At 62.9% G+C, this 15208-nt stretch carries 10 protein-coding genes; 5 read left to right on the top strand and 5 right to left on the bottom strand.

The window, feature by feature from the left end; all coding sequences use genetic code 11:
• Positions 1-16: 16 nt before the first annotated feature.
• The 3 genes from AC6I99_RS16525 to AC6I99_RS16515 all read right to left on the bottom strand — a co-directional run bounded on the left by AC6I99_RS16525 (position 17) and on the right by AC6I99_RS16515 (position 3496).
• Entirely contained in the window at positions 17-697 is a 681-nt protein-coding gene (locus tag AC6I99_RS16525) for a FadR/GntR family transcriptional regulator (RefSeq protein ID WP_224088446.1), read from the bottom strand.
• Positions 694-1977 (bottom strand): MFS transporter, encoded by a 1284-nt coding sequence (locus AC6I99_RS16520; RefSeq protein ID WP_497961297.1) that lies wholly within the window; start codon positions 1975-1977, stop codon positions 694-696. Before AC6I99_RS16520 ends, AC6I99_RS16525 begins: the two co-directional genes overlap by 4 nt.
• A gap of 76 nt (positions 1978-2053) precedes the next feature.
• Positions 2054-3496 (bottom strand): PucR family transcriptional regulator, encoded by a 1443-nt coding sequence (locus AC6I99_RS16515; protein ID WP_224088444.1) that lies wholly within the window; start codon positions 3494-3496, stop codon positions 2054-2056.
• Between the two features lie 146 nt (positions 3497-3642).
• Between AC6I99_RS16515 and AC6I99_RS16510 the strand changes: the two genes are divergently transcribed.
• Both AC6I99_RS16510 and gabT read left to right on the top strand, forming a co-directional pair.
• The gene (locus AC6I99_RS16510; protein WP_224088443.1) at positions 3643-5073 is read left to right on the top strand and encodes a gamma-aminobutyraldehyde dehydrogenase; all 1431 of its coding nucleotides are present in this window, start codon (positions 3643-3645) and stop codon (positions 5071-5073) included.
• Positions 5074-5136: 63 nt separating this feature from the next.
• Entirely contained in the window at positions 5137-6492 is a 1356-nt protein-coding gene (gene gabT / locus AC6I99_RS16505) for a 4-aminobutyrate--2-oxoglutarate transaminase (RefSeq protein ID WP_497944638.1), read from the top strand.
• A 169-nt stretch (positions 6493-6661) separates the two neighbouring features.
• On the opposite strand, the gene AC6I99_RS16500 is transcribed toward gabT, so the two are convergent.
• Both AC6I99_RS16500 and rarD read right to left on the bottom strand, forming a co-directional pair.
• Positions 6662-9103: a polysaccharide lyase 8 family protein gene (locus AC6I99_RS16500; RefSeq protein WP_497944639.1), complete on the bottom strand. Its 2442-nt coding sequence runs from the start codon at positions 9101-9103 to the stop codon at positions 6662-6664.
• A gap of 312 nt (positions 9104-9415) precedes the next feature.
• Positions 9416-10507 carry an EamA family transporter RarD gene (gene rarD / locus AC6I99_RS16495; RefSeq protein ID WP_497946988.1) on the bottom strand — a complete coding sequence of 364 codons (1092 nt, stop codon included), beginning with the start codon at positions 10505-10507 and terminating at the stop codon, positions 9416-9418.
• 128 nt (positions 10508-10635) lie between these two features.
• On the opposite strand from rarD, the gene AC6I99_RS16490 reads away from it, so the two are divergent.
• From AC6I99_RS16490 to exaC, 3 genes are all read left to right on the top strand, one after another.
• Positions 10636-12090: an FAD-dependent oxidoreductase gene (locus tag AC6I99_RS16490; protein ID WP_497944640.1), complete on the top strand. Its 1455-nt coding sequence runs from the start codon at positions 10636-10638 to the stop codon at positions 12088-12090.
• 152 nt (positions 12091-12242) lie between these two features.
• Complete coding sequence (locus tag AC6I99_RS16485; RefSeq protein WP_497961296.1) at positions 12243-13586, top strand: GAF domain-containing protein; 1344 nt, start codon at positions 12243-12245, stop codon at positions 13584-13586.
• Between the two features lie 96 nt (positions 13587-13682).
• Positions 13683-15206 carry an acetaldehyde dehydrogenase ExaC gene (gene exaC, locus AC6I99_RS16480; protein WP_224088435.1) on the top strand — a complete coding sequence of 508 codons (1524 nt, stop codon included), beginning with the start codon at positions 13683-13685 and terminating at the stop codon, positions 15204-15206.
• Positions 15207-15208: the final 2 nt, after the last annotated feature.

Below are 15208 nucleotides of genomic sequence, written 5' to 3'. Positions count from 1 at the left end.
GCGGGCCGGCAATGGGCTAATGAGGGGTCTTGTCTGCGCAGAAATCCAGGTTCCGGTAGACGCTCTGGACTGCGGCGTCGGGATCGTGGGCTTCCAAGGCATCCACCAGTTCGTCGTGGCCTTCGCGGGGGATGCCGTTGAAGCCTTCCTTGCGTTGCTGCCGGAGGAGGTCGTTGTGGAAGACCCCGCCAAAGGAGACATAGAGCTGATGCAACAGCGGATTACCGGATGCCAGGGCAACACGTTCATGGAATTCCCAATCTGCGCGGGCCCACGTGGGGTAGTCCTCTGACTGCCAGGCATCATGACGCAGGGCAAGCAGGCGGCGCATCTCGGCGATGTCTTCCACCGTTGCATGCTTGGTGGCGAGGCGGGCCGCCTGGGTGTCCAGGCCGAGCCGCACCTCCACGATGTGTTCCTGCGTGTGCTCCAGGTACATGCGCTGGGCCGCGCCGGACATTTCACTGTTGGCACGCACGTACGTGCCGTCACCGCGGCGGACTTCGAGCATGCCCGAGTGCGCCAATGCCTTGATGGCCTCGCGGAGGGTTCCCCGCGAAACGCCCAGGCTTGCCATGAGTTCAGGCTCAGCCGGGATGCGTTCCTGGAGCGGCCATTCGCCCGATTTGATCATGTCCCGCAGCTTGGCGGTGATCTCCTCGGCAAGGGCCGGGCGATGCGAAGGGGTAAGGGTCATGCTGTCCTCGGTCCGGTCTTGGTGGCAGTGCGCTTGCTCGTGAGCATGTGGCAGGTAACCATGAGCGCCACCGCCACGATGGACAGCAAGCTCAAGGGCAGCGCCCAGCCGCCCGTAGCGCTGTGGAGCAGCCCCATGCCAAAGGGGCCAATTGCCGCAATCAAGTATCCCAGCGATTGGGCGATCGTGGAGAGCGCGGTGGTTTCCGCCGTCGACCGTCCGCTGCGGCTGATGATCACCAGGACCAGCGGGAAGATGCCCAACCCGAAGCCGAAGAGCACTGCGGAGACCACCGCCAGGGAGGTGGGCAACCAGATCATGGCGGCAATGGCAACCAGCGTGGAGCTGCTTGCGAGGTAGAGGGCAGGCCGCAGCATTCCGGGCCTGGAACCGAAGGCAAGCAGGATCATGCCGGCGGCCACGGAGACCAGCTGCATGACGCCGAACTGCAGACCGCTTTCGGAGGCGCTGAGGCCCTGGGAAGTGAGGATGTAGGCGAACCAGCTCATCACGGCGTACGCGAGGAAGGCCTGGAAGGTGAAGATGGCCGTGATGAGGATGCCCAGACGGGTGCGGAGCAGGGGCCACATGGATACGCGCGGACGGTCCGTCTTGGTGGAATTGCGGTGCGAGTGCAGGACCACCGGCAGGAAGCCGAGCAGCGCCGCGACCCCCAGGATTCCCCAGGCGGCAAGCCCCATCGACGGCGAACCCAGCTGTTGCGCCAAGGGAACGCTCACGGCGGCTGCGAACGTGGCGCCGCCGGACATCGTGAAGGTGTAAAGGCCGGTCATCATCGAGGTACGGTCAGCGTAGTGCTCGCGGATGAACGACGGCATGGCCACGTTGCAGACGGCAAGGCCGGACATCGCCAGAACCGTACCGCCGAGCAGGGCGCCGGTGGCCGGCACGCCGCGAACCAGCAAGCCCCCTGCCAGCAAGGCCAGGGCGATGGCGATAGCCTTCTCAACACCCACGCGGCGGGTCAGCCACGAGGTTCCCAGCCCTGCAACCGCGAAGCACAGAAGCGGAATCGAGGGCAGGATTGAGGCCACCAAAGCGCCGTAGCCCAACACTTGCTGCAGCTCGTGGAAGAGCGCCGCGGCGCTGGTGATTCCGGCGCGGAGGTTCAGCCCGATGAGCACCACGGCAATGATGCCGACGACGGCGACGACGCGCGTCTTGGGGACTGCCTTGACCGTGTGGGCTGTTGCCACGTTGGCGGGGGCAATCGTAGGGATGTTTCCTGTGGTGGGGGTAAGAGGGGTCGTCGCAGCCATATCTAAAGGTTAGACGTTTGACGTTTAATGTCTACACTTTTGTGGCGAATCTCTCCGGCGGTCCGGCTATGGGCGCTTACCGCGGGTTCCGTGAGCCCAGCCGCTGGACGGCCAACGCAAGCCAAAGCTGCACGCGATCCTGCGTCTGTGACGGGTCATAGCCGGTCAGTTCGGTGATCTGGGCCAGCCGATATCGCACGGTGTTGCGGTGCAGCGTCAGGGCTTCGGCGACCGCGGCGACGGACCCGTTGTGGTTCAAGTAGCTTTCCAGCGTGGCTACGAGTTCGGCACCGTGGGCGGCGTCGAACTTCCTCAGCGGAGTGAGCGACTCACTGGCCATGTCGGCCAACGGAACATCCTCGCTTGCAAGCAGGAGGGACGTCAGGCTCAGCCGTTCGGGCTCGTTGACGGGCAAGCCGTGCGCCACGGCGTCGCGTGCTTCAAAGTAGCTCCAGCGTAGGCCATTCGGCTTCGTATAGGCGCCGCCGATTCCGATCACAGCATGGATCCCGGCCTCCTGCAGGTGGTCGCTCAGGCTCTTGGCCAAGGCTGTTGCGGAACTGCCGTCGTCGGTGACGACAGTGACAAGATCCTTCCCGACGACGGCGCTAACGCCCGCTTCCAGCGCCTGGGGCAGCGAGATGCTCACCAGTTGCTTGTGATGTGCCGTGGACTCCGCCACGAGCACCACGTTCTTCCGGGTGCTGTTGATTCCAACGCCTGCCAAACGGCGGGCGGCCTCAATGGTTTCCAAGGTGCCGTGGATAACGTCGTCCAGAACCTGCCCTGCCATGGCGCGCTGGGCCTGGCGCTGCTTGACCATGTTGTTCAGCTCGACACTGATGAGGTTCTGCGCGTAGCTCACAATCCCCGAGTCCACGAACGGCTGGCGCAACCACAATGTGCAGGCATCCCTGCGGCCTGTGGGAATCGGGTACGAAGCCCAGCCATCCGCCGTCGGGGCCGGTTTTCCGGGAACGCTGTTGTAGAGCTGCGCGCTGAACTGGGTGAGCACAACATCAGTGCGCAGCATGCTGCCCAACTGCTTCAGGAGCTCGCCCAGGCCGCCGCCGGTGAGGAGCGACCGGGCCAGGATCTGGTGTCCGGCCAGAAGCCGTTCCAGGTTTGAGTAGTGGTCAGCTGAATGTGATTCGGCCACGAGCTTTCCGATCGCGATGAAGGGAATCTCGTAGGGCACTTCAACCAGGGGCAAACCCCAACGGTTCGCTTCGGCGATGAGCGCCTCCGGAACGGCTTCGTGGGTGAGGCCGATGCCGAAGCCGATGCCCACTGCACCTGCGCGCTGGACCTGCCGGACGAATCGGCGTTGGTCGGCGGCGCTCTTCAGGCGGAGGCCCGTAGTGAGGACCAATTCCCCGCCGCTGAGGAAGCGTTGTGGATCCTCCAGCTCCGTCACGGCAACCCAACTGATGTCCTGGTTCCAGGTTGTTTCGGCGCTGCCTGTTTTACGGAGCTTCAAGGATGGGACAGCGACGAGCGAAGAGAGGGACATTGCCATGGTTACAAGCGTAACCCGGCGCTGGTCAAGCGCACTAAGGAGGGTGTGCCGGTGTGTGCAGCTGACTATTCCTTGGACCCCTTCGCTGGCATAGGCTCTGATCAGCTAAAACCCATGCCCCAGACACCGAAAGAGGGTTGCACACCGTGGTTCAAACCTTGCAGAACTTCATCAACGGCGAATTCGTTACGCCGGCAGGTACGGGTCTCCTGGACATCGTGAACCCTACCAACGGGGAGATCGTTGCCAAGTCGCCGATTTCGGTGCAGGCCGATGTTGACGCCGCCATGACCGCGGCCAGCGAAGCCTTCAAGACGTGGAAGCACGTTACGCCGGGCCAGCGCCAGCTCATGCTGCTCAAGCTCGCCGACGCCGTGGAGGCCAACAGCGAGGAACTCGTTGACGCCCAGCACCGCAACACCGGCCAGGTCCGGTCCCTGATCGCTTCCGAGGAAGTTGCCGCCGGCGCAGACCAGCTCCGCTTCTTCGCCGGTGCAGCACGCATCATGGAAGGCAAGTCCGCAGGGGAGTACTTTGAGGGCCACACCTCCTACGTTCGCCGCGAACCGATCGGCGTCGTAGCCCAGGTTGCCCCGTGGAACTACCCGTTCCTGATGGCTATCTGGAAGATCGGTCCCGCCCTTGCAGCCGGCAACACCGTTGTCCTCAAGCCCTCGGACACCACTCCGGAATCCACCTTGGTCCTGGCTCGCCTCGCCGGAGAGATCTTCCCCGCCGGCGTGCTCAACGTTGTGCTCGGCACCGGCGAAACCGGCGCCATGATGGTTGACCACAAGGTCCCCGGCCTCGTGTCCATCACTGGTTCCGTCCGCGCCGGCATCGCGGTCGCCAGCGGTGCAGCCAAGGGCCTCAAGCGTGCCCACCTGGAACTCGGCGGCAAGGCTCCGGCCATTGTCTTCAAGGACGCCGACATCAAGAAGAGCGCAGCGGCCATCGCCGAATTCGCCTTCTTCAACGCGGGCCAGGACTGCACTGCCATCACCCGCGTGCTGGTGGAAGACTCCGTCCACGATGACGTTGTGGCAGCAATGGTGGAGCACACCAAGACCCTGCACACTGGTTCGCAGAACGACGAAGAGAACTACTTCGGCCCGCTGAACAACGTGAACCACTTCAACGCCGTCACCTCGGTGGTGGAGCACCTCCCGGCAAACTGCAAGATCGAGATCGGTGGCCACCGCGCAGGCGAGAAGGGCTTCTTCTTCGAGCCCACCATCATCTCCGGTGCCAAGCAGACCGATGACATCGTGCAGAAGGAAACCTTCGGTCCGGTCATCACCGTCCAGAAGTTCAGCACGGAAGCCGAAGCCCTCGAGTTGGCCAACGACGTCGAATACGCCCTGGCGTCCAGCGTCTGGACCACCGACCACGGAACGGCCATGCGCATGAGCCGCGACCTGGACTTCGGTGCTGTCTGGATCAACACCCACATCCTCCTGACGGCAGAGATGCCCCACGGCGGCTTCAAGCAGTCCGGCTACGGCAAGGACCTCTCCATGTACGGGGTCGAGGACTACACCCGCATCAAGCACGTAATGAGTGCACTGGATGCATAACCCGGTTGCATAACGCAGTCGCGTAACCCTCCACCCCTGGCTTCCCAGAAAGGCAATCACCCCATGACCACTACCGCGAACGAACTCTCGTACCGCATCGAGCAGAAGCGCAACATCAACGGCGCCTTCCCCGGCCCCAAGTCGCAGGCACTGGCCGAGCGTCGCTCCGCCGTCGTTGCTGCCGGCGTCGCTTCCGGCGTCCCCGTTTACGTTGAAGACGCCGACGGCGGCATCATCCGCGACGTCGACGGCAACTCCTTCATCGACCTCGGCTCCGGCATCGCCGTGACCAGCGTCGGCGCGTCCGATCCCGCCGTCGTCGCCGCTGTCCAGGAAGCTGCTGCGCACTTCACGCACACCTGCTTCATGGTGACCCCGTACGAGGGTTACGTAGCTGTGGCCGAGCAGCTCAACCGCCTCACCCCGGGCGACCACGCCAAGCGCACGGTGCTGTTCAACTCCGGCGCTGAAGCCGTGGAGAACGCCGTCAAGGTTGCACGCCTGGCTACCGGCCGCGACGCAGTGGTTGCCTTCGACCACGCCTACCACGGCCGCACCAACCTGACCATGGCACTTACCGCCAAGGCCATGCCGTACAAGACCAACTTCGGCCCGTTCGCGCCCGAGGTCTACCGCATGCCCATGAGCTACCCGTTCCGTGAAGAGAACCCGGAGATCACCGGTGCCGAGGCCGCCAAGCGCGCCATCACCATGATCGAGAAGCAGATCGGTGGCGACCAGGTTGCCGCTATCATCATCGAGCCCATCCAGGGCGAGGGTGGCTTCATCGTTCCGGCCGAAGGCTTCCTCCCGGCTCTGTCCGCATGGGCCAAGGAAAAGGGCATCGTCTTCATCGCCGACGAGGTCCAGTCCGGCTTCTGCCGCACCGGCGAATGGTTCGCCGTTGACCACGAAGGTGTTGTCCCGGACATCATCACCATGGCCAAGGGCATCGCCGGCGGCCTCCCGCTGTCCGCGATCACCGGCCGCGCCGACCTGCTCGACGCCGTACACCCGGGCGGCCTCGGCGGCACCTACGGTGGCAACCCGGTTGCTTGCGCAGCAGCACTTGCAGCCATCGACACCATGGAACAGCACGACCTCAACGGCCGCGCCCGCCATATCGAAGAGCTCGCCCTGGGCAAGCTCCGCGAACTGGCCGAAGAAGTTTCCGTGGTTGGCGACATCCGCGGCCGTGGCGCCATGCTGGCGATCGAACTCGTCCAGCCCGGCTCCAAGGAACCGAACGCCGAGCTCACCAAGGCTGTAGCCGCTGCTTGCCTCCAGGAAGGCGTCATCATCCTGACCTGTGGCACCTACGGCAACGTGATCCGCCTGCTCCCCCCGCTCGTGATCAGCGATGAGCTGCTCATCGACGGCCTCGAGGTCCTCGCCGCAGCCATCAAGGCCAACGCGTAAGACTTTCTAGCTGTAACGCAGGAGGGCCGGGTTTTCCCGGCCCTCCTCGTGCGTTTAACGCCGGGTTCGAGGGAAAGCGCTGAGTTCGCCGGAGGTTTCCGGGCGGTCTGGCACCTTTCCCGCGTCCTCGGCGTCCTCGTTGCAGGAAGCGCACGACGGCGGAGCCCGCCTAAGTGCCCAGCGTCAGGTTTTTCTGGTGGCCGTGTCCGTCGAGTTGGACGTCGATGACCAGGGGAGAGGCGCTGACAAGGGCCACGCCAGCATCCGAATCCACAAGGGTGCCCCACGCGGAGCCAGCGAGCGTGATCCGCACAGAGGACTGCGTCCGTGATGGATCTGCCACGGACACGGCCAGCCTGTCGCCGGTTTCGCGCAGAGCAAGGGTGCAAGGCCCTGAGACCGAGTAATCCCCAACGCCGCCAGCTGCGAAGAAGTTGGCCATCACCAACTTGTCCTTGGCGACCTTCACCATGTGGACGTCCGCCGAGTTGGCCAGCACTTTCACGCCGGGGTTTGCGGACTCTGAGAACGTGACTTCATGGCTTGCGGCAGGCAACACCATATATGCGTAGCCAGCTCCCACAGGATCCACCCCGTGGTGATGCGTGATGGTCACGTAGTCCCGGGTGACAGGATCAGGGGATCCTCCCGTGTCTGCTCCGGAGTTGACGTCAAACCAGCTTCCTGTCCGGTGGATCACCGCCACCTCCGGAGAACCGGAGACGCCCGGCGCTTCAAGGAAGACGTAGCCGCCATGACCGTCGATGTGGACCGACCTCTGAACCGTCACGGCGGCGTCCCCGGGAGCCAGGGAACGGTTCCGGGAATCCGTCCGCACGGAAGGCACTGAACCCGGAGCAAAGGACCTGTTCTCGATGGTGGTCCGTACCGCAGCCCCACCAGTGCCGGTGATGCCGGCGCCCAGGCAGACCACGGCGTCGTCCAGGAAGAACCATGATTTGCGTCCGGACACTGTCTTGTTGTGGTTGAGGTGGTCCATGCCGATGACACCCCAGCGCCCATCTGCCGTGAGCCCGCCGGCGAAGGCTTGGAACGCGCGCGGGATGCCGGTTCCCGCGCCGCCGGCTCCACTGGCCCGGGTCTGGTCGTTCACGGTGGTTCCGGGAAGGCCATACGGGTCCACGGTGGGCCAGAAGTCGGCGCTGAACTGCGAAGGGTCTTGCCGCGTATAAACGAAAGTCATGCCATCGCCTTGGTACCAGCCGAGGTTGTTCTCGCTGTTTCCCCATTCGTAGCGGCCGATCCTCTTTGATGAGAGGTTTACAGTGCAGCCCCACTGCGGGCGGTGGTGGACCAGCCTGTCCTGGTCAGCGAACATCCGGCTATACACCGGTGCCTGTGCTGAAACCACTGCGGAATCGGACAGGACGCCAAGCGACAACAAGGACTTCGCCAGGCTCTGTGTTGGATGCCCCACGAGTTTCTGGTCGGCACAGCGTTCCAGCCAGCCTTTGGCCAAGGCGAGGAACCTTGAACGGTAGGGCTCATCGCAGCCGGGTGCGAGCAGCAAGACGGCGGAGATCAGGGCAAAGCCACTGACGTAGTCGGGCTCGCGCTGACGGGACACGGCACGGCCGCGGATGGTGTCCATGATGCGGCCGTCCCACACGAAGGGTGCATAGGTGTCCTCCACTGCATCCAGGAGCACTGTGCGCTTGGGGTCGTTGACTGCCCACGTGCTTCCACCGAGCATCGCTATGATCTCGGCGATGCCAGCCAGAGCCACCACACCGTAGGTGCCGGCATAGGGCAGATAACCGTGCTGCACGAACGAACCGTCTGTGTAGAAGCCATCGCCGCTGGTTACGTACGTGAAAACGCTGTTGGTCCCGCCGCGGACGGTGTCACTCAAGGCGTCCCTGCCAAGGGCAATATCGTCCACATTGTTGTCCAGGATGCCCCGCATGCAGCAGGCCAGGGACTTGTCCACGCGGTTTGCCCCGGTCTCTGCAAGGGATGTGGCGCGTCCACGCCAATTAGGGTTCGGCGCGAACCAGCGGACGGCTGCCAGCAATGACGTCCGCAGGTCTTCGGGGACCTCTGCGTACATCAATGTGAGGATGTCCACCGTTTTGCGTGGCACACCTATCTCCCAGAACCACCAGTTGCCCGCTGCCCGCATTCCGGATTTGTAGGCGGTGTCATTCAGGAGTTTCAGGCCAGCCACTATATCCGAGGCCAATTGGGGGTTGCCGGCATAAGGATTTCCTGGAACCGCATAACCCAAGGCCATGTCATAGAGGCGGTTGAAGTGCAGGCCCATGTTGCCTGTGGCCGCCGTCGACTGTCCAATGCCTGTCAGGGGAACGTCATTCCACAAGGACGTCCGGGTGGCTGTCTTATCCAGGGAAGTCCACCAATTTTCCGCGGTTTTCCCCATTCCCTGCAGCTGGGCAGCAAGCTCCGGGATGCCCGCAGCACTTTGTCCGCCTGTGAGGACCATGCGGCGGCGTCCTATGAGTTCCTGTAGCCCGGGTGCCGGTTCCGCAAAGGCCGGGGCAGAGCTGGAAAGCAGGGCTCCGGCCAGTGCGGCGGCACCAGCAGCGCGGAAGAGGGTCCTACGGCTCAGTGTGGGTCCATTGAGGGTCAAAACGGCTCCGTTCAAAACTGTTGCCAGCAAAGCCGGGCATATCCATGTGACTGTCATCTGTGGTTGTTCCCGATCTGGGAAGACCCGTGAATGCCAGGTACTTGGGTGTGCCTCTGGATATTGGCAAGTTGGGGGTGGACGTGGCGGCGAAAGTTTCCGCAACCTTATGTCCGCTTGGTGGACCCCTCAACAGAAATGAACAAAAGTGCTCACACGCCGAGAACGCGGGAACGCGTCCAGACCGCCCGAGGTTTCCGGGCTCTCACGCACGGTTCCGGCGACCTCGCTGCAGGAAGCGCTCGACGCCGGGGGCTAGGCTCCCGCAGCGGCCGCGATCCGGGCCTTTTTCTTCATCGACGAGTTCTTCCTGGCCGTGCGCAGCATGTCCACCGTGAGCACCAGCAGGGCGAGCCACACCACGCAGAATCCGATCCAGCGGGCCGTGGTCATGGTCTCGTTGAAGACGGCCAGCGCCACGATGAACTGAAGAATCGGTGCGAAATATTGGAGCAGACCGATGGTGGTCATGGGCAGGCGACGGGCTGAGGCGCCGAAGAAGAGCAGCGGCACAGCCGTGATGACGCCCGATGCCAGAAGCAACCAGAAATGCCCGGGCCCATGGGCGGTGAGTGTTGCCACGCCGCTTACGCCCAGGACAACCATGGTGGCGGCTGCCAGGGGAGCCAGGACCACTGTTTCAACGGAGAGGCTGGTGAGCGCATCGACCCTGGGACCGACCCGCTTCTTAACGAACCCATAGAGACCGAAGCTGAAGGCCAGGATCAAAGCAATCCAGGGAAGCTGCCCGTAGGAAAAGGTCAGGACGCCCACCGCAATAAAGCCGATGCCCACTGCTGCCCATTGGAGTGGCCGCAACTTCTCCTTGAGCACGAATACACCGAGCAGGACCGACACCAACGGGTTGATGAAGTATCCAAGGGATGTTTCCACAGCGTGCCCTGTGGTCACACCGAAGGTATAGGTAAGCCAGTTGATGGCTATCAATCCAGCTGCCAATGCCAGTGGGCCAAAGACGGAGCGGTCCTTCACGGCGGCGCCGAAGACCCTCCACGCCCGAGTGACCGTGATCAGCAACGCGCAGAAGAGCAGCGACCAAACCACGCGGTTGGCAACGATTTCGATTGCCCCCGCCGGTTGAAGCGCCAGGAAGTACAGCGGAAGCAGTCCCCACAGACTGTAAGCACCAATGCCAAAGAGGATTCCCGCCGTCGACTCGCTCCAGACCGGCTTTCCTCCGCGGGTCCTGCCGCCAGAGGTGTCGCCGCTAAGTTCACTGGACGCACTCACAGTCGCGGGCTGGCTGGAAATGGACGAGTTTGCGGTGATCTGCTCGGGTGTCGACACAATGTCGCCAACACCAAATGGGAACGCAATATTCCGCAATGTTGGCATCAATCGCCTGTTTTCTTGTGACTCCTGCCATATAGGAGGCCGGGTGCGGGGCGGACATCTAGAATTGGAATCTGCGCGCCCCAACAACGGCGTGGCTTACTGCTTCGGAAGGGCTTACGGTGTCCAACTCAGCCGCAACCACCCCCAAACGTCCGCTTCGCGTCGCCATCGTGGGCGCCGGTCCCGCCGGCGTGTATGCCGCCGACATCCTGACCAAGTCCAACGAGGTCAAGGACGGGGACGTGGAGGTCAGCATCGATCTCTTTGAGGCGTACCCTGCGCCTTATGGGCTGATCCGCTACGGCGTGGCGCCGGACCACCCCCGTATCAAGGGCATCGTCAACGCCCTGCACAAGGTGCTGGACAGGGGCGACATCCGCTTCCTGGGCAACGTCACCTACGGCAGGGATCTGACGCTTCACGATTTCCGTGCTTTCTATGACGCCGTGATCTTCTCCACGGGGGCCATCAAAGACGCGGACCTCAACATCCCGGGCATCGGGTTTGAAGGGTCCTTCGGCGGAGCCGATTTTGTTTCCTGGTATGACGGGCACCCGGACGTTCCCCGGGATTGGCCGCTGGACGCCAAGGAGATTGCCGTCATCGGCAACGGCAACGTTGCCCTTGATGTGGCTCGCATGCTGGTCAAGCACCCCGATGAGCTGCTGGTCACCGAGATCCCCGAAAACGTCTACGAGGGCTTGAAGAAGTCGCCCGTTACCGACGTCCACGTGTTTGGGCGCCGCGGTCCTGCGCAGGTTAAATTCACCCCGCTGGAATTGCGGGAGCTGTCCCACTGCAACGACGTCGACATTGTCCTGTACCCGGAGGACTTCGAGTTTGACGAAGCCTCCGATGAGGCGATCCGTACCAACAACCAGATCAAGACCATGGTCAACACCATGACCAACTGGCTGGTGGAAGAACACGCGGAATCCGAGCAGCCATCCTCGCGCCGTCTGCACTTGCACTTCCTGCACAGCCCCGTGGAAATCCTGGACTCGCCGGAAACTCCCGGCAAGGTTTCCGGCATCAAGTTCGAGCGGATGCAACTGGATGGAACCGGCAACGTCAAGGGCACCGGTGAATTCCTGGAGTACCCGGTGCAGTCCGTCTACCGCGCGATCGGCTACCACGGCTCGCCGCTTCAGGAGCTTCCGTATGATGCCCGCCGCGGTGTCATACCGAACGACGGCGGTCGCGTCCTGGATGCCGACGGCAAGCCCGTGCCGGGAATCTACGCCACCGGCTGGATCAAGCGTGGACCTGTAGGCCTGATCGGTCATACCAAGGGCGATGCACTGGAAACCATCGGCTGCCTCCTCGAGGACCGGCTCACGTTGCCTCCAGCAGAGAACGCGGACCCCCAGGCCATCATCGATCTCCTTGAAGAACGCGGCATCGAATACACCACCTGGGAGGGGTGGAACCGCTTGGATGCCCACGAAGCCGCCCTCGGTGCCGCCTGGTCCAAGTCCAACTCGGAGTCCGAATCCGGCAACGGCAACGGTGTTATCCGGGAACGCATCAAGGTAGTCCCGCGTGAGGAAATGATCCAGATCTCGCGTGGCTAGCCCTTGGGTTTGTGTACACCGAACGTCCTGAATCGACTTCGCGGAAGGCGCCAGCTGTACACAAACTCCATTCCTGGAACTAGACTTTCGGGTACTGTGCCGCCAAGCACATGCACGCAGCGCACTGTCGCTGCGAATTACCGGGGAGTTCGATGAGGAATCCAATCCATCCGCCTGTTCCAGGCACCGAAGCCGGAAGGCTGCTGCAGAAGCGCGCCCTGGCTGGCCATGAACAATTGGATATGCTGCGGGCCGGAACTCCCGAGGAAATCTCGGGCCTCCGGCGTTTGGTGCGTGAGTCGTGGCAGCGTTCGGCCACTCTGCTGGCCAATCCTGATATCCCTGAAGCGCCACTTGCGATGGACCGCGACGAACTGGAGGACTACCGCCGCCAACACCCGCTGGCAGCGATCATGCCGGTGATCAGGAAGTTGCTGGTCCAGCCCAGCCATGACAGTGGGTTGCTCGTGGCGGTGGGGGACGACGTCGGGCGGCTCCTGTGGGTGGATGGCGATCCAGTCATGCAGCGCAGGGCCGAGGGGATGATGTTCGTTGCGGGCGCCGATTGGTCTGAAGCCTCAGTGGGCACAAGTGCTCCCGGGACTGCGCTCGCCCTGGATCGCAGCATCCAGATCTCCGGGGCCGAGCATTTCAAGAGATCAGTTCACCCATGGAGTTGTACTGCTGTTCCCTTCCATGACCCGGATTCCGGTGCCGTGCTGGGCGTCGTGGACATCACTGGAACCGAGACTGCAGTGGCCCCGCACACGGTATCCCTGGTGGAAGCAACCGTTGCGGCTGCACAGGCGCAGTTGCGCATCGAGCGTCTCCAGTTGGCTGCTGCCGTACGGGAAAAACCGCGACGCCGGAGCTCAGCTTCTGCTTCCAGCCACACTCTTTACCGGAACAGCCTGCAGTTGTTGGGCCGTGACCAGGCCCTTCTCAGCATTGATGGCCGGACAGTTTCCTTGTCCGCCCGCCACAGCGAAATCCTGGCTATCCTCTGCAGCGAACCGGCCGGCCTCAGTGCGGACGACCTCTGCGCGCAGCTTTACCCCGGAGATGGCTCGGGAGTGACTTTACGGGCGGAAATGGTGCGGCTGCGCAAAGTTCTCCATGAGCTCAGCCCCGGCGCGGTGCCCGAATCGCGACCCTACCGCTTGCCCGTTGAGTTGCTTCCCGATTCAGGCCAGGTGCTCAGTTGCCTGCAGCGCGGAGCCCACCGTATTGCCTTGGAGATCTACAAAGGCGCAGTCCTGCCGCGCTCGGAGGCGCCCGGCGTCGTGGAGTTGCGTGAGCGGGTTTCGCATCTGCTGCGGGAAGCGCTCCTCAGCGACGGCAGCGTTGATTCGCTCCTGAAGTACGCTGAGCTGCCCGAGGCGAAGTACGACGTCGAACTCCGCCTTGCCGTCCTGAAGCTGCTGCCGCCGCGCTCACCCAAGCGGGCCGCCGTCGTGGCCGACCTTGAACGGATCGACACGGAACTGAAAGCGTGAGCTGACTCACATGGTTGCAACGTAGCTGCAACCTGCCCGCTCCTAGGCTCGAATCAATGGCGACAGCCACCGTGATTCGCAGCAAAGGAGCTAGCAATGACCGTTTATGCACAGCCGGGTGCCGAGGGTTCGAAGGTTACCTTCAAGGACCGGTACGAGAACTGGATCGGCGGGGAATGGGTTGCCCCCGTCAAGGGCGGCTACTTCGAAAACATCACGCCCGTCACAGGCAAGGCTTTCTGCGAAGTTGCCCGTGGCACATCCGAGGACATCGAACTGGCACTCGACGCCGCGCACAAGGTCGCGCCATCCTGGGGCAAGACGTCAGCGACAGAACGCGCCGCGATTCTGAACAAGATCGCAGACCGCATAGACGAGAACGTGGAGCTGCTCGCCGTTGCTGAGACATGGGACAACGGCAAGCCCGTCCGCGAGACCCTCAACGCGGACATTCCCTTGGCTGCCGATCACTTCCGCTACTTTGCTTCGGCTGTCCGTGCCCAGGAGGGCCACCTTTCGCAACTGGATGACGACACCACTGCCTACCACTTCAAAGAACCACTGGGCGTGGTGGGCCAGATCATCCCCTGGAACTTCCCCATCCTCATGGCCGTGTGGAAGCTGGCACCTGCGCTCGCCGCCGGGAACGCCGTCGTTCTTAAGCCAGCGGAGCAGACGCCAACGTCGATCCTGGTACTGATGGAATTGATCGCTGACCTGCTGCCCGCCGGCGTAGTGAACGTCGTCAATGGTTTCGGCGTCGAAGCCGGAAAGCCGCTGGCTTCCAGCCCCCGTATCCGCAAGATCGCCTTCACGGGCGAGACCACCACCGGCCGGCTTATCAGCCAGTACGCGTCCAACAACCTCATCCCCGTCACCCTGGAACTTGGCGGCAAGAGCCCCAACATCTTCTTCGACGACGTCGCAGCCCAGAATGACGCGTTCTACGACAAAGCACAGGAGGGCTTTACGCTCTTCGCCTTCAACCAGGGCGAGGTTTGCACCTGCCCGTCACGTGCCTTGGTCCAGGAGGGGATATACGACTCGTTCATGGCTGACGCCGTAGCCCGCACCAACAAGATCATCCAGGGCAACCCGCTGGACACGGAAACCCAGATTGGTGCCCAGGCTTCCAACGACCAGCTGGAGAAGATCCTCTCCTACATCGACATTGGAAAGCAGGAAGGTGCCAAAGTCCTCACGGGCGGCGCGCGGGCCGAGCTGTCCGGCGACCTTGCCGGCGGCTACTACGTCCAGCCCACGATTTTCGAAGGCCACAACCGGATGAGGATCTTCCAGGAGGAGATCTTCGGGCCTGTGGTCTCCGTGACCAGGTTCAGCGACTACAACGACGCAATCGGCATCGCCAATGACACCCTGTACGGCCTTGGTGCCGGCGTGTGGTCGCGCAACGGAAATGTCGCCTACCGCGCGGGCCGGGAAATCCAGGCCGGCCGCGTGTGGGTCAACAACTACCACGCCTACCCGGCCGGTGCCGCCTTCGGTGGCTACAAGTCCTCAGGCATCGGCCGTGAAAACCACGCCATGATGCTGGACCACTACCAGCAGACCAAGAACCTCCTGGTCAGCTACAACGAGAACAAACTCGGCTTCTTCTAAAC

Source organism: Arthrobacter sp. TmtSoilC77 (assembly GCF_059739415.1).
Note: the sequence above shows the minus strand (reverse complement) of the source record. Positions and strands in the feature narration are given on the sequence as shown.